Origin of the sequence: Brevibacillus sp. (genome assembly GCF_003521185.1) — a bacterium.
In the GTDB taxonomy this organism is placed as follows: domain Bacteria; phylum Bacillota; class Bacilli; order Brevibacillales; family Brevibacillaceae; genus Brevibacillus; species Brevibacillus parabrevis.
On record NZ_DOTK01000079.1, the window covers coordinates 230,408 to 249,633 of the forward strand.

The following is a 19,226-nucleotide window of genomic DNA, read 5'->3' on the forward strand; positions in this document are numbered from 1 at the left end:
ATATCCAGCAGGAAATGCTGTAAGCCAGGTTCTGTCTCTCCCGTGCTTCAAACGGGCCAAGCCCTCGCACCAAGAGCGGTAGCCATCTATCTATGGCATCCAAAGATGCCATCCGTCCCTTCCGTTTGGTTCCTTCAGGACGGTTCCCCTACCAAATTTGGGTTTCTCGCTCGCAGGGTTTACCGCGTTCCATCTTTTCTGTCGCCAGAAAAGCTACGTTTCTGTGGCACTTTCAGCGTACTCGGGCCTCAGAGAGAGCCCTTTCCACGCCGTCAGCAAAGCTTGCGCCTCACTGCCCTGGCTTGCGCCAGGTACGAACACTCCAAGCATCTCAGCTTGGGCGAGCCTGGACTTTCCTCTACCGCCAACCGCCGAAGCGATTGCGGCAGCGACTACCCACATTTCCCGCATTCACGAATCAGTACTACATACTCTATCACATGCGCCGTTTGCGGTCAACTAACAGAAGCTGGAATGTTCGCATTCGATCCAATCGCAAACCTGTAGTACAATAGAGAGGCTACAAGGAGGGTTGATTGTGATAAACATTACCTCGCAGGCGGCAGCGCGCCTTGCCCTGATGATTGCGGAAGAACACGACGCAGACAAGCTCGGAATCAAGCTTGTTCCAACCACGACCGGATGCGGCAGCTTCACCTACAGCATTGCCATTACCGAAGCGGACAAGCGCGACCAGATTGAGGAAATCAACAGCATCCGCTTCTTCTATCAACCGCAAGATGTGGACAAGCTGATCGGCACCGTCATTGACTGCGACCCTGTCACGGGGCGATTCTCGATTCATCATCCCCGTCCGCAAGAAAACAGCTGCACGCTTACTCACTGACCAGGAGGTTTTTATGCTACTGCTTCCCTTTGAAAACATCAAGCCTAACATTCATCCCAGCGTTTTTCTGGCCAAAGGCTCTGTCGTAACAGGCGACGTTGAGATTGGCGAAGACTCTTCCATTTGGTACAACACCGTAATTCGCGGTGACATCGCGCCAACCGTGATCGGCAAACGGGTGAGCGTGCAGGACAACAGCACCTTGCACCAAAGCCCGAACAATCCGCTGATCCTCGAAGATGAAGTCACCGTCGGGCACAATGCCGTCCTGCACAGCTGCGTGGTGCGCCGCGGCGCGTTAATCGGGATGGGAGCGATCATTTTGGACCGGGCCGAAATCGGCGAAGAGGCGATGGTCGCCGCCGGAGCGCTGGTTCCTCCGGGAATGAAAGTGCCACCGCGCACGCTCGTCGTCGGCAATCCCGCGAAAGTAAAGCGCGAGCTGACCGAAGCCGACTTCAAGGAACTGGTGCGCATTCGCCAGTCCTATGTGGACAAAGGAAAAACGTACCGCCAGCTGGAAGAAAACCCGCTGGAGAGATAAAGCGAAAGGTCGAGGACAATGCGTATGCCCTCGACCTTTTTTATTTTGCAAATCGCCCCATCACGATCGTGCTGTAATAGTTGCCGTCTGATAACAGCTTGTCCTGTTTCAGCACGCCCTCTGTCTCAAAGCCAAGCCGTTGATACAGCTCAATCGCCTTTTCATTCGTCTCCAGAACTTGCAGCGTCATTTTTTTCACGCCATGTTCATCTGCCCAGGCGATCGATTCTTGAAGCAGCTGCTTCCCGATGCCGTATCCCCAATATTCCTGCAAAACGCCTACGCCAAATTCAACCCGGTGCGCCAGTCGCTTGAGCGAGCTTCCTTGACAGCGCGAAAAGGCAACGATGCGACCATTCGCCACCGCGACCAGGAACAGATTGCGCTCACTTTCCGAGTCAGCCCGGATCAATTCGCGAAAGGCAGCTTCATCCAGAAACCCCTCGCCTCGCTCTCTGTCCATATTTTCCGTTTCCCCATCGATTTGCAGTCGTACGGCTACCAGCTCGCTCGCGTCTTCCTCTTGAGCCGAACGAAGCGTATAAGCGAGTCCTTTTCCAGCAAAATCTCGCGGTGCTATTTTCATATCCCTCTGCCTCCTTCGTTGTCGTGACCCAAAAAGCCCCCTTTGCCCAGGAGGCTTGTTGCTTCTCACTTCTCTTTCCTTCTCATGCCGAGTGCTGCCGTTCCATATCGCGTATGTGCTCAAACAGCATGTAGGAGCGAATAGCCGTCTCCAGATGCAGCCGATCCGGCTCTTTCGTCGTAAAATACTTTTGGAAAAAGGCCGAGAGCTTGTAAACAACTCCGCAATATTTGCGCACGTAGCGATCTCCGAACATTCCTACCAAAAGTCCGCCGACGCCGCAGACGATGCTCCACTCCATCGGCAAAAACCAGACAGAGAGCAGAAAGCCAACGAAAAACCAGACGACCAGATTAGTCGAGCAACCGTCATTGACGATGTCAGCCTTGGCAATTTGCGGCAAGGCGGCCAGCGATTTTCTGCCGGAATAGCTGAATACTTTATGTTCTGCACCGTGAAACTTTTTCATCATTTTTGGAAAAACAAAGTGAAAGCCGCCGATATAGACAGCCACCCACATCGGGTCTACGACTGCCCAGGCCGGATGCACCAGAGCCGCCACTACATAGCAGGCGAGGAGCAAGTGAAAAAGCTGATAATACCAGGGAAAGGAGAAAAAAATACGATACCATAGCTTTCCAATCGTTTTGAGTGTGATTTTTTCCGCCCACATGTGGATAACGCCGTCTTTTACTTCCGCACAAGCCAGCACATTGCGATCGTGAAAAAGCACACCGCGCCCAAAAGACATCCCCATAATCATGTCGTTAGCTATTCTCCTTCCGCTCTAATGTCGTTATAATAGGTTGAGTTGTACGCAGAATGAAGGAGGTTTCCACAATTGATCCGCATGGTTCCAACAACACCACTAACACCGATACACGATCCATGGGAGCCGTTGTTTAATGCGACACCCCCCGCCTATAAATTGACCAGCGTCGAGTTTACTGTAACGAATCTGTGCAATCTCCGCTGCGAGCATTGTGCGGTTGGCGATACATTGCGATATAAAGACGATCCCGCTCTGCCTGTCGATCTCATCCTTCGTCGCCTGGACGAAGCCAAAGATTTGCTTACGCTAAGTATAACAGGCGGAGAACCGATGTACAGCGAACGAACTGTCAAGGAAGTCATCCAGCCCATCCTGCGCTACGCGGCGGATCGCGGGCTGCGGACCCAGATCAACTCCAACATGTCCATGCCCTTTTCCCGCTACGAACTGGTTTTGCCTTACATAGATGTCATGCATATTTCCTGGAACTGGTCTACCCCGGAGGAGTTTCATGATATTGTTTACGCAAAAGCCAGGCAGCCGGTTTCAGGCAAACAGGCAGAAGTGCAGTTTGAGCGGATGATGGACAACGCGCGCAAGCTCGCGGAGGCAGGCGTGTTTGTCTCGGCGGAGACGATGCTCAATCATCGCACCTGGCCCAAGCTGGATACGCTCCATCGGCAAATCCAGGAAATGGGCAGCCGCAGGCACGAAGTGCACCCGATGTACGCGAGTGACTTTGCCCGCGATCTCGACGTGCTTTCTCTCGATGAGCTGCGCCAGGCCATTCACCGGATGCTCGATGTCCGTAACGAAGATTTGTGGATGCTGTTCGGCACGCTGCCGTTTTTCGCTTGCAGTGCGGACGAAGCAGACAGGGCGTTGATCCAGCGGCTCCGTACGGCGAAAAATGTCACGACCCGCAACGATCCGGATGGTCGGAATCGCTTGAATATCAACATTTTTACGGGCGACGTGATCGTGACAGACTTCGGAGACGTGGAACCGCTCGGCAATATTCAAAAAGACGAGCTGCAACGCATGTTTGACACTTGGCAGGGACATTCCATGAACCAGAAAATCAACTGCTTCTGTCCAGCGGCCAAATGCGCAGGGCCAAACCTGCTCGTTGCCAACACTTACTACCCGGAGACGAATTTCACGATGCGCAAGGCACTCGTCTAGTTGGGCACGCTAAGACGAGAGGTGATGATCCATGAGCAGACGAAAACGTCCTCTCGTCCCGGGTGCCCAAGAAGGGCTGGATGCGTTGAAAGCACGAGTCGCCCATGTCGCTGACCCGAACCAGGCCAAGTACGAAGTGGCATCCGAGCTTCACGTCCCTTTGCAGCGCGGATACAACGGCCAGCTCACTTCGCACGATGCAGGCCGGATCGGCGGCAGACTGGGCGGCAGCATGGTCAAAGAAATGGTGCGGATGGCTGCGCAAGCGATGAATCCAAAATCATAACAGTCTCACGCTTTGGGAACCCTGCCTTTTGATGAAATCAAGCGGCGGGGTTCTTTTTTTCGATTAGCCGCGCCTTGCCCAAAAGCAAAAGCAGACTGGCAGACTGGCTGATGAGGATCAGGAGCATCCCGGAGAAAAACACTCCGTGCAAAAGCCTCGCTGAATACTTGTTTACAAAAAAAACCGCCCCGAGATTGGAGGCGGTTTTTTTGCTGTCCAGCTTCATAGCTGGTCGTCATCTGAGTTTGTCGAGTTTTTTCGCACTCGGCTTCCGGGGCCCGAGCATCGTCTTGCTGATGCTGTTCACTTTGTGGAAGGAATCGAACACTTGGTCGATCACTTCTACCAGCTCCCGAATTTGCACCACTTTCCCATAGACGCCCATGAAATGGTGTCTGACGTTTTTACCGTTGAAAAACCCTAGCATGGCCGCACCTCCTCGTAATCCTCTAGTACCACCTTATGCAGATCGGGGCCAAGAGGAAATGGCGAAGCGGGAATTTTCTTTGCCCCTTGCAAAGAAAGGATAGCCGGGCTATTTGTTCAATCAACGCGGACGCGGGGTCGCAGTTGGTCTTGGTGTCGGTCTGACGGTTGGTGTCGGCGGAGGTGCCGGGACAATTCGCTCCAGACGGGTTACACGGGCTTCCAGGCGGTTCATGCGCGTCTCCAGGCGATCTACCCGATCGTCGAGCTTGGTATAATCGTCGCGCAACGCGTCCACCCGGTTTTCCACGCGAGTCAGTCTCCGCTCGACATCGCTTGTGGGGGCAGGTGTTGTACTGACGGGGATGTACAAGTTTTGACCCACGTAAATGTAGTACGGATAGGCAATGTTATTCACTCGGATCAATTCCTGTACCGGCACGCCAAAGCGGGCCGCGATACTGTTCAATGTATCTCCCGCACGAACTGTGTAGTTCACGAATCTCACTCCTCCTATCGTTTCTTTGTTCGTTACTAACCTATGCCCGCCCGCAAGCAACGGAAATAAACCAATACCTATCTTTGCGAAAATGGTCATTCACCCAGTATATTCGCCGTGACAGGCTCGAAAAAACACGGCAAAGGCTAAAGGCAGCCAGAGCCAAAAGCTCGGCGTACAGCGTGCGTACAGTCACGGCAAAAAAGCAAAACGCCCCCAGCGCACAATGCGGCGCCAGAGGCTTTTTTGGCTATCTCGTTATTCTTATTTAAATACCGGTTCGGCAAATTGCGCCAATTTTTCCAGAGACGATTGCTCGACATCTGCGTGCAGGCTGTTTCCGTGCGAATCCATCGTGACAATCGCGGCGAAGCCTTTTACGCGCAAGTGCCACATCGCTTCCGGGATTCCAAATTCCATGAAGTCCACGCCTTCGACTTTTTCCAAGCACTCCGCATAATATTGCGCGGCACCGCCGATGGCATTCAGGTACACAGCGCCATGCTCATTCAACGCTTTCAACGTTTTTGCGCCCATTCCGCCTTTTCCGATAACAGCGCGGATTCCGAATTTCTTGATAATGTCACCCTGGTATGGCTCCTCGCGGATGGAGGTTGTCGGGCCAGCCGCTTTTACATGCCACTCGCCTGCTTCGTCTTTCAGCATTACCGGACCGCAATGGTAAATAATGCCTCCATTGAGGTCGACCGGACAGTCATGGTCCATCAGGTAGCTGTGCAAAGCGTCGCGGCCTGTGTGCATTTCCCCGTTGATGATGACCACGTCGCCCACTTTCAGGCTGCGGATTTGTTCCTCGGAAATCGGCGCCTGGAGCACAACCTCGCGGCGCTCTTCTGCCGCTTCGCTCGCCGCTGCGGTCGGAGCCAGATCCATTGCCACAGCTTCATCTTTGTACAGATAGCGCAAAATTTCGCCTGTTTCTGCATGCAGACGAACCCCTTGACGGCGGAATGCCCAGCAGTTGTAGGCGACGGAAACGAAAAAGCTTGCTGGCAGGCGATTTTCCACGCCCACCTTACAGCCGAGCAAAGTGGAGTTTCCGCCGAAGCCCATCGTACCGATGCCCAGTTGATTGGCTGCTTCCATAATGTAGTTTTCCAGGGCAGCCAACTCCGGATTTGGATTGACATCGTCCACAGAACGGAACAGTTGATGCTTCGCCAGCGCATAGCCGGAGGTGCGATCGCCACCGATCCCTACGCCGATGAAGCCGGCGCTACAGCCTTGGCCTTGGGCTTGGTAAACAGCATGCAGGATGCACTTGCGCACGCCATCCAGGTTGCGGCCTGCTTTGCCCAGACCTTCCAGCTCACAGGGGAGGGAATATTGGATGTTCTTGTTCTCACAGCCGCCGCCTTTCAAGATCAGCTTGATTTCAACTTCATCCTCTTCCCATTGCTCGAAGTGAATGACAGGCGTACCTGGCCCCAGGTTGTCGCCGCTGTTTGCCCCTGTCAAAGAATCAACGGAGTTCGGACGCAGCTTGCCTGTTTTGGTCGCCTCTACAATCGCTTCCTTGATCGCTTTTTTGATCGTGAGCTGGTTAACGCCAATCGGAGTTTTCACTTCAAATGTCGGCATTCCCGTATCTTGGCAGATCGGAGAAACATTTTCTTCTGCCATGACGACGTTTTGCGCGATGGTGGACAAAGACAGTGCTGCCCGTGTTCCGAGATCTTCTTTTACCTTGGCAGCATTGACGGCGCGACGCACGTCTGGCGGCAAGTTCGTAGAAGTATCCGTGATCAGTTCCAGAATGCTTTGCTTCAAGTTTTCCATCTAAGACGCCCCTTTTGACGTAAGTGTGAATGGTAGCTTAAACCGCCTATTATTATAGCACACGCTCTCCCCCCTGTCCGTACACGGCTGGGCAAAGACTTCATCTATCCGTGAAACGTTCTTGCCTTTTGCCACGTCTTACTACTGAATCCACATCCTGACCAGATAGAGAAACGGGGGATTGAAAATGAAGAGAAAAGCAGCCGGGCTGCTCGCGACAGTCATCGTGCTTTGCGCCATGCCGCTCTTGTTCCCGGCAGGCACGCTCCACGAGCCGACAGTGACTGCGGCCGCAGAAAAAGACGGATTGCCACTCGTCGGCAGCTACGGGCAATTGAAAAAGCTGCTCAAAGCAACGGAGTACAACTACGCCATCGCAGAATCGGCTTTAAGCATGCCAACAGCAGCCCCGATGTCGAAAGCGGTTGCGGACAATGCAGCAGCAGGTGCATCCCGCGATTTTTCGACGACGAACACGCAGGTACAAGGCGTAGATGAAGCCGACATCGTCAAAACCGACGGAACCTACCTGTACCAGTCGACGAACCGGGAAGTGCGAATCGTCAAGGCTTACCCTGCAACCGAGATGCATGTCGTGAGCAGAATCGGCTACGAAAACGGTTTGTTCACCCCGCTGGAAATGTTCGTCGACGATCGCAGGCTGATCGTGATCGGCCAGGCGAATGAAAGCGTCGAAATGGCCCCCCTCCCTGCTTCCAAGCGCGGCATTCCGTACTATCAAAACAATCAACTGGTCAAAGCGTTTGTCTACGACATTGCGGACAAAGCGCATCCTCGCCTGATCCGGCAGCTGGATGTGGAAGGCCAGTATTTGTCTTCCCGCAAAATCGGCGGCAGCTTGTACCTGACAGCGAACCGCTACATCGACACGTACCGGATTTTGCAGGAAAACAATGAACTGCCCGGCCCTGCCTATCGCGACAGCGCTTCGGGCGACAAGTTCCTGACAGTCCCGTATGACGACATCCGCTATTTTCCCGAAAACGTGCAGCCGAGTTACTTGATGGTCGCAGGCGTCAATCTCGACGATCCGAAGCAAAAAATGTCGCTGTCCGCCTATTTGGGGGCAGGCGAGAACATTTACGCCTCGCCAACGAGTCTGTATGTTGCCGTGACCGAACAAAAAGTGTTGCCGACGAAAATGAAGCAAGGAGAGTCAATCGCCCCTACCTTCGCTCCGCCGCCCATGCAAACCGACACGACCATCTATCGCTTTGGCATGAACAACGGCCAAGTGACCTACGCAGCAAAAGGCAGCGTGCCGGGGCGCATCCTCAACCAGTTTTCCATGGATGAGTACGACGGCTATTTCCGGCTCGCGACGACGAGCGGGAACATTTGGCGCACCGATGAAAACACTTCGCAAAACAACGTCTACGTCCTCGACAGCAAGCTCGATCTGCACGGCAAGCTGGAAGGCGTCGCGCCTACCGAACGAATCTACTCGGTCCGGTTCATGGGCAAGCGCGCCTACATGGTCACTTTCAGAAACGTAGACCCGCTGTTTGTACTGGATTTGTCGAAGCCCGCAGCACCCCGCATTTTGGGAGCGCTAAAAATTCCCGGCTACAGCGACTACTTGCACCCGTACGACGAGAATCACATTATCGGGTTTGGCAAGGAAGCCGAATCTGACAAGGACAGAGCCTATTACCAAGGGATGAAAATCGCGCTGTTCGATGTCAGCGACGTCAGCAAGCCAAAAGAAAAGTTCAAAACCGTGATTGGCGACCGAGGCACCGATTCCGAGCTTCTGTACAATCACAAGGCGCTGCTTTTCTCCAAAGAAAAGGAACTGCTCGCTTTCCCTGTCACTGTCTTTGAATTAACGGAGGAGCAAAAGCAAAGCCCGGACATACGCGATTACGGCCACTTTACCTTCCAGGGCGCCTACGTCTATCATCTCGATTTGGCCACAGGCTTCACGTTGACCGACAAGATCACGCACCTGAGCCAAGAAGATTTGAACAAAGCTGGAGAAGGCTGGTACGAAAACAGCAAAAACATCAAACGCATCCTGACGATTGACCGCACGCTGTACACCGTCTCGGACGACATCCTCAAAACCCAGCAGCTTGACGGGTCAAAAGCAGGGCGGACACTCACTCTGACGAAATAAAGGGAATGGTCTGTCACCCGGACAGGTTCTGTGCTAAGATGGGGTAATAGAGGCAGCGCAAAAAGAGAGGGTGTCACTACGTGGAGTATTTGAGTCTTAATTTGACCTCGACACTGGCGGGTTTGGCAGCCGTGCTGTTGGTCATGTTCATTCGCCTGCACTGGCCCTTCCGTTTTCAATATATGGCGAATTTGTACAAACGCCGTTTGGATGTACGGCTTAGCTGGTTGGAGGCTTCCTACCGAAAAAACCGTTCGCGTGCGGTAGCCATGCTGGATAAATCGACTCATGAAATTATGATTGGCAATTACGAACTGGCTGAAAAATATATTGTTTCCGGCATCAATGTGTGCAAGGAACGCCCTTCTTTGTTCAACCAAGCGATGATTCACTACTTGTTCTACAATTTGGCGGTCGTGTACTACTCTTCCGGCCGATACAACGAATCGCTCGAAGTGGCTTTCCGCATTTACCAGCGCGACCAGGGAATGACCGATTCTTTGGCGCTCATCGCCTGCTCGCACGCCAGACTGGGCGAAATCGAAAGCGCGCTGGAAGCGTACCAGCTGATTGCCAGCAAGCGCTCCGCCAAGGAATGGAAGCTGTTTTGCCTGGCTGAAATCGAGGCGGCCAAAGGGAATTACGAACACGCTTTGACCTATCTTCGCCAGCTGCTGGACAAATCGGCCAGCTCCTTGCACTTCAACCGTTCCGAGCTGGAAAAACGCCTGGAAGAGTGGCAAAAGGCATCGACCCACGTCAGCTAAACACGCCTTGCCGTTGCATGAATTTTACCAAACACCGCACATGATTCAGGTGTGCGGTTTTCTATTGCCGCCTTTTCGCCCCAAGCTCTAGGCATGGTTGGCAGGCAAATGTGGGATTCTCGTAAAAAGTCGTTCCATTTTTCCCCCGCATCGCTGCTCTATACTATTTTCACATAGGTACGCCAGAAAGAGAGGTTTCTTTATGAAAAAGTTTGATGTTTCCATCCTGACTGTAGCCGTGCTCCTGACCGGGCTGGCAGTCATCGGAGTGTCCCAAGCAAAAGATTCCGCTGCACTCGATACAAATGCAGTAGCCAAGATCGGCAACGTCTCCATCTCGCAACACGAACTGTACGAGCAGATGAAAAAAGAGTCCGGCGCAAGTGTCATGTCCGATCTGGTCGCCATCGAGCTGTGCCGACAGGAAGGCGCCGCACAAGGCATTACCGTATCCGAGCAGGAGGTTGACGCAAAAGTCAATCCGATCAAGGACAAGCTGAAGACGCCGGAAAAATTCCAACAATACTTGAAGGAAAAAAACTTTACGAACGAAAAAGAGCTGCGCGAACGTATCAAAATGATTTTGCTGCGCGACAAGCTGCTTGAAAAAGCGTATCCGGTAACAGACGAGCAAATCAAGGAATACTACGAGAAAAACAAGGAAAAACTCGGAAAACCGCTGGAAGAAGCCCGTCCAGAGATTGCCGAGAAGCTGCAAGAGCGGAACAAGCGCAAAAACGTCGACGAGTGGATCACTCAACTCAAGAAAAAATACAATGTGCAAATTTCCGACCCTGTCCTGATCGAACCGGAGCAAGAATAGTTCCCATACGCCAATCGGGATAGCAAAAAGACTTGTGTCGCCTCCTGGCTTCACAAGTCTTTTTGCACGTCTTCACTTCCGACCATTACGTGCGGAGCACCCCAATCAGCTCGTGCAAGTAATCCGCAATCTCCCCTTGCAAAATCGGGCCGTGTCCGGTCGCCAAAAATTCAATCGGCCAATCCAGCAAGGCTTCAAGACTTTCTACATATTCAGGAACGCGATCCGGTTCTTCCCCTGCCCATGTTTTGAGCTGCTGCCTATATGCGGCCCGGCATTCGCTTTCCTTCCCGATCACTTCGCCCAGCTCGGTTTTCTCAAAGCAAATATGATCGCCGACAAAGCAAATTTTGCTCTGCGGGTCAAAAAAAGCGACAGAGCCTTCCGTATGAAAGGCCAGCTGACGAAATCGCAAGGACGGCAAATCTCCTCCGCTCCCCGTAAAGGTGTGTCCGAACAGCGTCTGCGAAAAATCGTCCAGTTCGTAGTAATCGTCCAGATGAATCCAGTTGTTGCGAGACGGGAACATGTCGGCATTCCCGATATGGTCAGCGTGTCGATGCGTAAAGTACACGTAGTCAATCCGCTCAGGCTTGGCGCCAATTCCCTCCAATGCCTGTTGAAAATACGCCCGTTGCTTTCGCTGATGGGAGTCAATCAGTACAAACGAGTCACCTTGTTTGATCACATAACTGTTCACGTAGCTGTTCCATGCGTCCTCATAAGTGATGATCGCCCAGGTGGAGTCTGTGATTGGCGCAATCGCGTTGTTCATGCTTCCATCTCTCCTCTCCTCCCAGTTTTTTATTCCTATTGATATTATTATACACAATGATACACGACATTGCCGATCCTTGCCAAATGATGGACTGCTAACGCACAGATGCCTCTTCTCCCAGGCTGACCCAGGAGCGTCCCTGGGAACGGGCGATGTTGACAGGAACGCCGAAAAAGCGGGTCAACCCTTCGGCTGTCAATACCTCATCGGTTCGTCCAGCCCGCTCTACCTCACCTGATTTCAACAGCAGCGTGTGAGTAAAGCACGGCAAAATCTCCTCGATGTGATGGGTGACGTACAAAAGCGTCGGTCCCTCCGGCTGTTTGGCAATCTGCTCAATCATCGACAAAAGCTGCTCTCTGGAGAGCAAATCAAGCCCCGTACATGGCTCATCCAGAATCAAGAGACGCGGAGATGCCATCAGTGCCCGCGAAATCAAAATCTTTTGCCGCTCGCCCTGGGACAGCGCACCGAACGGCCTGTCCTTCAGCTCGGCGCAGCCAAACGTCTCCAGCAGCTCTTGCGCTTTTTGCACATCTGCCTCACTCGGAACAGAGTACAAGCCGATCGTCGCTTCCCGCCCGCTCAAAATCACGCGAAAAGCCGTTTCGTGTTCGTGAAGCTGCGCGATCAAGGCCGTGCTTACCCAGCCAATCGATTTTCGCACCTCACGCAAATCAACCGTCCCATACAAATCGCCGAGAACGCTTACTTGTCCTTTCGTCGGCCATGTGTACCCGCAGATGATTTTCAACAAGCTTGTCTTGCCGGAGCCGTTCAAGCCGACAAGACACCAATGTTCGTTTTCTTGCACTTGCCAATCAATGTTTTTCAAGATCGTTGTGTCGTCCCGCTGCCAGGTGACCTGATTTACGTCAATGATCATGTGCTGCCTCCACTCTCTCTTTTTGTCGTATGCCGTAATCTTTCTGATTATTAAGAGTATACCTGTCTAATCCTGATCGATCAATTCTTTTGTACACCCCGGGTAGAGACGAAAAAACCTTCGCGCTATGTGCCACGAAGGTTTTCGGTCATGCTTTGTGCGTTAAAACTTGCCTTGAATTTTGAATACGATCTCTGCGAACAAGGTTGCGAACAGGAACGTACCAGTGAAAACAACGAGGGACACGACGACGATCCGCCAGCTCAGTTGCTTGAACAGATGGATGTCTTTGCCCAGCGACAAACCTGCATAGGCGAGAATCGGGGTAGCGAGAGCCAGCAAATTGATTTTGGCAATCGCCGCAGCCGTATACGCGCTTCCTGGGAAAAAGGGAGAAGTGGCAATCATGGCAAACAAGGAAATCCAGACGATGACTGGAGATTTGAACGGCAATATTTTCGTGAAGCCCATCCCGATCAAGGTAATGACCGCCAAAAGCGCAATGCCTGGCAAGGATTCCAGGATGGGAACCTTGTAGCCGATCCAGTTTCCGACAAGTGTGATGGCACCAATGATGAGAATCGTCAGGACTTGGTTCATGCGCTTCTTTGCCCCCCTTCTGTTTCCGCAGAAGCGTTTTTACGCCCAATAATCGGTTCAAGCCATGCGTACAGGCGCTGAGTCAGCGGCAACGACACGAAAATACATACATACGTGCCGATGATGCTCATCATCAGGTTGGCCGCACCTGAGTAAAAGGCGATGTCTTGCTGTGCTTCCGGGAAAATAACAGCCAGTGATCCTGTCGCTGCGGCCATCATGCTGCCTGAGCCAACTGCCGCGCCCATCGCGAGGGAAATCGGATGGAACAGTCCGCTGCTTCCCAAAATGCTTGCCAAAAGCGACATGAAAATCGCGCCGAACAGCGTACCGCAAATGTAAACGCCCAATGCGCCGCGCGCTTCAGGAGAACTCGCGCCAAACTTGTCCACAACAATGGCCAGGTTCGGCTCGCGGTCGAGCGAATAAGTGGCCCCGATCGATTCACGCTTGAGCCCGAGCAAGAGCGCTACCGGCAAGCCCAAAATGATCGTTCCGACGATGTGCCCTACCTCTTGCACGAGCAGAGATACACCAGCTCCCCACAGCTTTGGCAGCTCCGGCCCAATATTCGCACCCAGCTTGCATACGAAGAGCAAGAACGAAACTCCCAAAATATTCGCAGCGACATTCATGTCTTTTTCTTTCAAAAATTTAAATGAAGGCCAACTGATCACACCGCCCAAAACAAGTGCGTACAGCATTGGAAACAAAGCGATTACCCCGATACCGATGTTAATTTTTTTCGTGCCGATAAACTCTGTCAAAGCAACCAGTATAAGCACCAAGAAATGCAGCTTGAACACATTCACGCGTCCCTCAGTCATAATGTTTCCCCCTGTTCGGTCTCGTTCCTGTCTGTTATTCCATGACTACTTTTTGTGCGGCCCGAACAAACAACTCTACACCTCGAGCAAGTGCATCTTCATCGAAATCAAAGCGTGGATGATGGTGCGGGTAAACAAAGCCTTTTTCCGGATTGCCGGCTCCCAGCTGAATGAAGCAGCCTGGCGCTTTTTTCAAGTATTCGGAGAAGTCTTCGCCCGGCATCAGCGGATCGATGTAAATAATGTCTTCCTCGCCCCATCTCTCGCGAATCGTGTCTTCCATCAGCTTGGTAACTTGCTGGTCGTTGACGACCGATGTGTAGCCGTGGGAGAACGAAAATTCGTAGCTGGCTCCGTGCGCTTCCGTCGTTCCTTTGACGATCCGCTCGATCCATACCGGGAGATTTTCGCGAATCTTGGCGTCGAAGCAACGGGTTGAGCCAGTCAGCGTCATCGAATCCGGGATGATGTTGTACGCTGTGCCTGCATTCAGCATCGTGACGGACAGGACCACCTTGTCCAATGCGCTGACATTGCGGGACACGATTTGTTGCAGGGCCGTAATCACCTGAGCGCCGATGACAACCGGGTCGATCGCCGACTCTGGCTGCGAGGAGTGCCCGCCCTTGCCCTGGATTTTGATATCAAACCGGTCTGTGGAAGAGGTAAGCGCTCCGTACAGCACACCGAATTTTCCTACTGGCATGTACGAGGCCAGGTGGATGCCGATGATGGAATCCAGCCCGTCCGCTGCTCCAGCCCGGACGATCTCCACGGCACCACCCGGCGGCAGTTCCTCTGCGTGCTGGAAGAAGAAGCGCACTTCTCCTTTGATTTTGTCTTTGTATTGCGACAATATTTTGGCCGCTCCAAGCAGCATGGCCGTATGTCCATCGTGTCCGCATGCGTGCATGACGCCAGCTTTGCCGGAAGCGTAAGGCACTGCGTTTTCCTCATGAATCGGCAAGGCGTCCATATCGGCGCGCATCCCGAGCACTGGCCCTGGCTGGGAACCAATCAAACGGGCAACCACGCTCGTCTTTGTCGGACGCGACAGTTCCAAATTTCCGAAAGATTGCAACGTTTCATAGACGTATTGAGACGTCTGCTCTTCTTCGAATGACAATTCCGGATGTTGGTGGAGATGTCTGCGCCACGCAACGACCTGTTCTGCCAGCTCGTCCGCCAATCGTTTTGTATCCAAACTCACTGTAACCACTCCTTTTCTCTCTACGTTCATGTTCAGTTAAGTTTAATTAAACAAATCAGCTTTTCGTGAATCTTACCACGTATTAACTAAAATTACAAATGTCCATTCGGAGCGGACATTCTCTGTCGAATCCACCCCAATCCTTGTCTATTTATTAGTTATTTTAGAATTTTCTATCTATAATGTCCACGTAAAATATACACAATGTTCAATAAAATTTTTTTGATGAAACTTTAGGGCTTTTCCGCAAAAAAGCCCTCCTCCTTCCATTTATTCATTGACAGCAAACAGCACGTATTTCCCGCCGATTTGCCCCAGCCACAACTCGCCGTTGCCGACCATCACGCCCTCCGCGTTGACGAACGTCTCCTGGACGTTTTGCGCGAGCAACGCTTTTTTGACTTTATCGCCAAAAATCTGGTCGTACTCCGCCAAAAATTGCTGCTCATCCCGGACGTAGCGGCTGCTCCCGTCTTTGTTGATCCGCAGCGGGAAGTGTACTTTTTTGGCTACCTGGCGCTTATCTCCCGCCTGTACTGCCTCCTGCAGCTTTCGGAAAAAGGCTTCAAAGGCAACCGGATCGGTAATGCCAGCGGCTTCATAGCGGTTGTGCACTTTCTCCGAAGCCTGCTTGATCATCGTATGAATGGCTCGCTTCCCCATCTCCATGCCTTGCCACGCTGCTGCTGATGCCGACAGTTGGGCCAAAATGACGATCCCCGTCACAGTCGCTATCGCGCTTTTCATTTTTTGCATGATCTGCTGCTCCTTTTCATTCATTTTGCCGGGATACAACTAGCTTTTCTCCCGTGTGCGTCCGTTATGAGCGCTGATGAATGCAAAAAAGCCCCGCAGCTCGCACATGAGCGGGGGCTTGCTGATATTCGTAACGATTTTCCATTGGAATTGATGCGAGTTACTCGCGGAATTTCGCTTCCTGGCGTTTGATTTCCTCTGCCGAAGTCGAGAGCGCCGCCTGCGGACCCGCAAAATGTTTGCGGTAGTAAGCGAGATCCATAATGATCAGGACGACAAACATGGCGATCAGCGCATACGCTGCTGTCTGGTTCGGAGGAATCACCATCATGATCGAAATAAACACGATCCAGAGCAAGCTGAGCACGTTGATTGGCTTGCTCCAGTTGCCGAGGTTCCACGGGCCAAAATGCTTTCGCTGGAACACCCCTCGCGACTCGGCGCGCAGCTTGAGATAGAGCGGGATTCCGTAAGCGACATACAGTCCGACCACGCTTACTGCGGTGAGAAAAGCCAATGTCGTGTATTCGGCATCAGGGTTGATCCGCTTCAAAATGTAGTCAAACAGGGCAAGGGCAAACGAGAGGATGACCACCAGCCAGATCGCTTTTGCAGGCGTTCTGTATTTCCTGGAGATTTCGGCCCACTGTCTGCTCCACGGCATGCCTTTATCCCGGGAAAAAGCGTACAACATGCGGGAAAAGGAAGTGATCGAAGCAAGGCCGCAAAACCACATCGCAAAGGTGACCAGCCACAGTACAACGGAACCGAACGTTCCACCCAGCGCGGCGCTGATCACGTAAATAAAGGCATTGTCCGCGGCGCTGGCAGCTGCTGCATCGTGAATGGACAGCGTGACAAAAGCAAGCATAATAAAGCCAAAAATAAAGGAAAAGGCCACAGAAGTGAAAATGCCCCAAGCGGCGCGAACCCTCGGGTTGATCGTTTCTTCGATCGTATGGGCAGAAGCATCATAGCCCGTGAACGTCCACTGCGCCTGCAACAGTCCGATCAGGAATGCGATGGCGTACGGTTTGTCGGAAAACGTTTGTCCGACCTGAAACAAATAGTCGAGCGGCTGCAACTCATTGCGCGAGAAAAACACAAGACTGCCTACAAGCACAACGACAACGCCAATATGATACCAGGCGGAAAAATCGTTCAATCTCGCTACAAGCCGTATGCCAATATGATTGAAAATGCCGTGTAAAAGCAAAGTGATGCCAAACAAGATCAAGGTGGTCGTCTCGGTCGAAGTATAGCCAAATGCGCTGGCTAACAGCGGATCGGCAAACAAGGAAAAAGAATAGTCGATTCCCGCTACGATTCCGATTTGTCCGATCAGGTTGATCCAGGCGGTGTACCAGCCCCAGCGTTTGCTGCCCAAAATAGCCGCCCAGTGATACAACGCCCCTGCCGTGGGAATCGCGGATGCCAGCTCTGACATCGATGCCGCGATGAGGATGACAAACAAGGCGACGATCGTCCAGCCAAACCCCATCATGCCCGGTCCGCCGTACAACAGCCCGTGCCCGTATAAAGAAACCGCCCCTGTCAAAATCGAAATGATCGAAAAAGAAATGGCAAAGTTCGAAAATCCGCCCATATCCCGCAGCAGCTCCTGGGCATAGCCGAACTTGTTCAAGTCTTTTTTATCCTCAAGCAACTGATGTTCTTTATCCTGCTGCATGTTGCCTCCCTCCTTCCCCCTGTCACGAATTAGTCCTGGAACCGATAAAGCTTTCATGCTCGTTTTCGTCAAATTTCCGCACGCTTTCATTCGCCCTGTAGCCAATGGCAATGGCAACGGCAACCGTCAGCAAAATCAGGATGATGCCCAGTACCAGCATGTCTTCGTCACCTCCCTTCCTACTCATAACAAATGACAGGATCAGTACATTTTACGTGCCAGTTTGACAGCTAGACCTATCGGCTTGATCGCGGACATGTTTTGGCGACCTGACCGTTTAACGGCTCGTCCAAGTTTTTTTCTCCATAAAAAGCAGACGGAAACAAGTCACTGTCTGCTTTTGCTCACATACATATTTCTTTGGGGGATTGCTTGCATGGTTCGTTTCCCTTCACTGGGAAGTTTTCATCCCGACCTTGGGACTGCTTTTGGGAGATACTACAGAAAGACGACGATCCTAGGGGTGATTTCCTTGATCCGTTTGGGCTATGCCTGCATCAGCGTGAAGCTCAAAAACAATCCGAACAAAAAAACGACCGTCGCCCAAATCAACAAGCTGGAGCCGCAGGCGCGGTTGAAAAAGCTTCGCCAAGTTTTGCAGACGAATTTCTTTAACCTGATGGATTTGCTCGCCTACAACGTGGACAACCGCATTTTTTTGTACCGCCTCCCTTCCGAGTTTGTACCGCTCGCCACTCACCCGGTTGCGGCAGAATGGGATTGGGCCAAAGAGTTTGCCTGGGATTTTCAAAAAACCGGGGAGTTTATTCGCAACAACGGCATCCGCATGACGGCGCATCCCGGCCACTTCAGCATTTTAAACAGCGAGAAGCCATCTGTCGTAGAAGCGACCATCGCTGATTTTTCCTATCATGCCAAAGTTTTCGACCTGCTCGGGCTTGACGACAACTCGGTGCTGGTCACCCATGTCGGCGGCGTATTCGAGGATAAAGCGTCTTCGCTCGATCGATTTGCCGCCAACTTCGAGCGTCTTCCCGAGCACGTAAAGCGCAGGCTGGTCGTCGAGAACGACGATACGTCTTTTACGATGCTCGATGTGCTGGGGCTATGCGAGCGAATCGGAGTGCCTATGGTGTTTGACATGCATCACCATCAATGCCATTCGGATGGAGAAGATTGGAAGGAGTACCTTCCGCGCATCATCCAGACATGGGGAAAGCGCACTCCGAAAATGCATATGTCCTCGCCAAAATCAGCCAAAGAATTTCGCGCCCTTGCCGACAATATTGACCCCGACGAGTTTATCGCTTTTGTCAGCGCCCTTGCCGATTACCATGTCGACATTGTTTTGGAATGCAAAAACAAAGATGATGCCCTGCTGTCGCTCCGTCATCATTTGAAAAAGCGCGGGCTAGAAGTCGAGGCGTTCGCTTCCGCTCCTTGATCGCCAGAAAGTACGCCTGTTCTTTCCATTTCCGTGCGAAACAACAAACAAAAGGACGCCCCTGGTGAAACAGGCGTCCTTTTGGCTTTGCTTAATCGCAGCCGCAACCGCAGCCGCATCCATGTCCGGAAGAAGATCCTCTATGTCCATGAGACGAGGAGCTGCCACGTCCAAAAGAACTGCTGCCGCCCCTATGATGCCAAACCTGGCAACGATCGTGATAATGCTTCATTCTCCGCTGATGGTGTTTGTAATACTTGCGGTACTCGCTGTACTTTTTGCGATGATCGCGGTATTGCTCACATTTGTGGCGGAAGTATTGCATCCGGTCCATATGGAAATGGAATTTGAACAAATAAAGCTCGATTTCCGTTCCGGGACGTGCATTTTCCGCTGATG

Annotated in this window: 22 protein-coding genes and 1 other RNA gene; 9 read left to right on the forward strand and 14 right to left on the reverse strand. The window is 52.3% G+C overall.

The window, feature by feature from the left end; all coding sequences use genetic code 11:
* Positions 1–15: 15 nt before the first annotated feature.
* Positions 16–404: RNase P RNA component class B (gene rnpB / locus DEP07_RS24445), an RNA gene on the reverse strand.
* Between the two features lie 134 nt (positions 405–538).
* Here rnpB and DEP07_RS24450 point away from each other — a divergent pair.
* Together DEP07_RS24450 and DEP07_RS24455 are read left to right on the forward strand one after the other, a co-directional pair.
* Positions 539–847, forward strand: a complete 309-nt coding sequence (locus DEP07_RS24450; protein ID WP_122965696.1) for an iron-sulfur cluster biosynthesis family protein — start codon at positions 539–541, stop codon at positions 845–847.
* Positions 848–860: 13 nt separating this feature from the next.
* Positions 861–1,391 (forward strand): gamma carbonic anhydrase, encoded by a 531-nt coding sequence (locus tag DEP07_RS24455; RefSeq protein ID WP_122965695.1) that lies wholly within the window; start codon positions 861–863, stop codon positions 1,389–1,391.
* 40 nt (positions 1,392–1,431) lie between these two features.
* Here DEP07_RS24455 and DEP07_RS24460 read toward each other — a convergent pair whose 3' ends face one another.
* Positions 1,432–1,977: a GNAT family N-acetyltransferase gene (locus tag DEP07_RS24460; RefSeq protein ID WP_122965694.1), complete on the reverse strand. Its 546-nt coding sequence runs from the start codon at positions 1,975–1,977 to the stop codon at positions 1,432–1,434.
* A gap of 82 nt (positions 1,978–2,059) precedes the next feature.
* Entirely contained in the window at positions 2,060–2,740 is a 681-nt protein-coding gene (locus DEP07_RS24465) for a DUF1385 domain-containing protein (RefSeq protein ID WP_122965693.1), read from the reverse strand.
* A 78-nt stretch (positions 2,741–2,818) separates the two neighbouring features.
* Here DEP07_RS24465 and yfkAB point away from each other — a divergent pair, with 78 nt between their 5' ends.
* Together yfkAB and DEP07_RS24475 are read left to right on the forward strand one after the other, a co-directional pair.
* Positions 2,819–3,934 (forward strand): radical SAM/CxCxxxxC motif protein YfkAB, encoded by a 1,116-nt coding sequence (gene yfkAB, locus DEP07_RS24470; protein ID WP_281868227.1) that lies wholly within the window; start codon positions 2,819–2,821, stop codon positions 3,932–3,934.
* Between the two features lie 31 nt (positions 3,935–3,965).
* Positions 3,966–4,220 carry an alpha/beta-type small acid-soluble spore protein gene (locus DEP07_RS24475; protein WP_122965691.1) on the forward strand — a complete coding sequence of 85 codons (255 nt, stop codon included), beginning with the start codon at positions 3,966–3,968 and terminating at the stop codon, positions 4,218–4,220.
* Positions 4,221–4,455: 235 nt separating this feature from the next.
* Here the strand turns inward: DEP07_RS24475 and DEP07_RS24480 are convergent, their stop codons facing one another.
* The 3 genes from DEP07_RS24480 to DEP07_RS24490 all read right to left on the reverse strand — a co-directional run bounded on the left by DEP07_RS24480 (position 4,456) and on the right by DEP07_RS24490 (position 6,945).
* Positions 4,456–4,647 (reverse strand): hypothetical protein, encoded by a 192-nt coding sequence (locus DEP07_RS24480; protein WP_063227780.1) that lies wholly within the window; start codon positions 4,645–4,647, stop codon positions 4,456–4,458.
* A gap of 120 nt (positions 4,648–4,767) precedes the next feature.
* A complete protein-coding gene (locus DEP07_RS24485) occupies positions 4,768–5,145 on the reverse strand; it encodes a LysM peptidoglycan-binding domain-containing protein (RefSeq protein WP_122965689.1) in 378 nt (125 codons plus the stop codon).
* 264 nt (positions 5,146–5,409) lie between these two features.
* On the reverse strand, positions 5,410–6,945 hold the full coding sequence (locus DEP07_RS24490) for a fumarate hydratase (RefSeq protein WP_122965688.1): 1,536 nt from the start codon (positions 6,943–6,945) through the stop codon (positions 5,410–5,412).
* A gap of 187 nt (positions 6,946–7,132) precedes the next feature.
* Here DEP07_RS24490 and DEP07_RS24495 point away from each other — a divergent pair, with 187 nt between their 5' ends.
* The 3 genes from DEP07_RS24495 to DEP07_RS24505 all read left to right on the forward strand — a co-directional run bounded on the left by DEP07_RS24495 (position 7,133) and on the right by DEP07_RS24505 (position 10,675).
* The gene (locus DEP07_RS24495) at positions 7,133–9,085 is read left to right on the forward strand and encodes a beta-propeller domain-containing protein (protein WP_287103156.1); all 1,953 of its coding nucleotides are present in this window, start codon (positions 7,133–7,135) and stop codon (positions 9,083–9,085) included.
* Positions 9,086–9,165: 80 nt separating this feature from the next.
* Positions 9,166–9,852, forward strand: coding sequence for a tetratricopeptide repeat protein (locus tag DEP07_RS24500; RefSeq protein ID WP_173595605.1), 687 nt, complete (start codon positions 9,166–9,168; stop codon positions 9,850–9,852).
* Positions 9,853–10,054: 202 nt separating this feature from the next.
* Positions 10,055–10,675, forward strand: a complete 621-nt coding sequence (locus DEP07_RS24505; RefSeq protein WP_281868225.1) for a peptidylprolyl isomerase — start codon at positions 10,055–10,057, stop codon at positions 10,673–10,675.
* An 85-nt stretch (positions 10,676–10,760) separates the two neighbouring features.
* Here DEP07_RS24505 and DEP07_RS24510 read toward each other — a convergent pair whose 3' ends face one another.
* The 8 genes from DEP07_RS24510 to DEP07_RS24545 all read right to left on the reverse strand — a co-directional run bounded on the left by DEP07_RS24510 (position 10,761) and on the right by DEP07_RS24545 (position 17,582).
* A complete protein-coding gene (locus tag DEP07_RS24510; protein WP_122965684.1) occupies positions 10,761–11,450 on the reverse strand; it encodes an MBL fold metallo-hydrolase in 690 nt (229 codons plus the stop codon).
* A 97-nt stretch (positions 11,451–11,547) separates the two neighbouring features.
* The gene (locus tag DEP07_RS24515) at positions 11,548–12,339 is read right to left on the reverse strand and encodes an ABC transporter ATP-binding protein (protein WP_122965683.1); all 792 of its coding nucleotides are present in this window, start codon (positions 12,337–12,339) and stop codon (positions 11,548–11,550) included.
* Between the two features lie 162 nt (positions 12,340–12,501).
* Positions 12,502–12,939 (reverse strand): hypothetical protein, encoded by a 438-nt coding sequence (locus DEP07_RS24520; protein WP_122965682.1) that lies wholly within the window; start codon positions 12,937–12,939, stop codon positions 12,502–12,504.
* On the reverse strand, positions 12,936–13,766 hold the full coding sequence (locus DEP07_RS24525; RefSeq protein ID WP_122965681.1) for a DUF3100 domain-containing protein: 831 nt from the start codon (positions 13,764–13,766) through the stop codon (positions 12,936–12,938). Before DEP07_RS24525 ends, DEP07_RS24520 begins: the two co-directional genes overlap by 4 nt.
* Before the next feature lie 34 nt (positions 13,767–13,800).
* Positions 13,801–14,976 carry an amidohydrolase gene (locus tag DEP07_RS24530; RefSeq protein ID WP_122965680.1) on the reverse strand — a complete coding sequence of 392 codons (1,176 nt, stop codon included), beginning with the start codon at positions 14,974–14,976 and terminating at the stop codon, positions 13,801–13,803.
* A 270-nt stretch (positions 14,977–15,246) separates the two neighbouring features.
* Positions 15,247–15,732 (reverse strand): hypothetical protein, encoded by a 486-nt coding sequence (locus DEP07_RS24535; protein WP_281868222.1) that lies wholly within the window; start codon positions 15,730–15,732, stop codon positions 15,247–15,249.
* 160 nt (positions 15,733–15,892) lie between these two features.
* On the reverse strand, positions 15,893–17,422 hold the full coding sequence (locus DEP07_RS24540; RefSeq protein ID WP_122965679.1) for an amino acid permease: 1,530 nt from the start codon (positions 17,420–17,422) through the stop codon (positions 15,893–15,895).
* A gap of 22 nt (positions 17,423–17,444) precedes the next feature.
* Positions 17,445–17,582, reverse strand: coding sequence for a hypothetical protein (locus tag DEP07_RS24545; RefSeq protein ID WP_167470353.1), 138 nt, complete (start codon positions 17,580–17,582; stop codon positions 17,445–17,447).
* A 312-nt stretch (positions 17,583–17,894) separates the two neighbouring features.
* Here DEP07_RS24545 and uvsE point away from each other — a divergent pair, with 312 nt between their 5' ends.
* Positions 17,895–18,827 (forward strand): UV DNA damage repair endonuclease UvsE, encoded by a 933-nt coding sequence (uvsE, locus tag DEP07_RS24550; protein ID WP_287103157.1) that lies wholly within the window; start codon positions 17,895–17,897, stop codon positions 18,825–18,827.
* Positions 18,828–18,891: 64 nt separating this feature from the next.
* On the forward strand, positions 18,892–19,224 hold the full coding sequence (locus tag DEP07_RS24555) for a hypothetical protein (protein WP_167470352.1): 333 nt from the start codon (positions 18,892–18,894) through the stop codon (positions 19,222–19,224).
* The last annotated feature ends 2 nt before the right edge of the window (positions 19,225–19,226 follow it).